1 pseudogene is annotated in these 240 nt (G+C 39.6%); it reads left to right on the forward strand.

Annotated features, from left to right (window positions below):
- A pseudogene (locus AAEZ00_RS22065) lies at positions 1-240 on the forward strand (potassium transporter TrkH); the annotation flags it as partial.

The raw sequence follows: 240 nt of genomic DNA on the forward strand, positions 1-240 counted from the left end.
TATGGAATGATCAACAAGTGATAGGCTTTTTACGCTTTGTGTTACTGGTGTCATTCTCATTAGCCTTTTGGCTGTGGCAACATCAGCAAATAGACTTTTTAGATGCATTAAGACTTGCTAGCTTCAATGTTATTTCTGTCATCACCACAACCGGTTACGGTCTAACAGATTATCAATCTTGGGGCTCTGTCGCCAGTGTCGTATTTCTGTTTTTAATGTTTATTGGTAGCTGTTCAGGCT

It is taken from the genome of Shewanella sp. S1-49-MNA-CIBAN-0167, from assembly GCF_040310145.1.
Classification (GTDB): Bacteria; Pseudomonadota; Gammaproteobacteria; order Enterobacterales; family Shewanellaceae; genus Shewanella; species Shewanella psychromarinicola.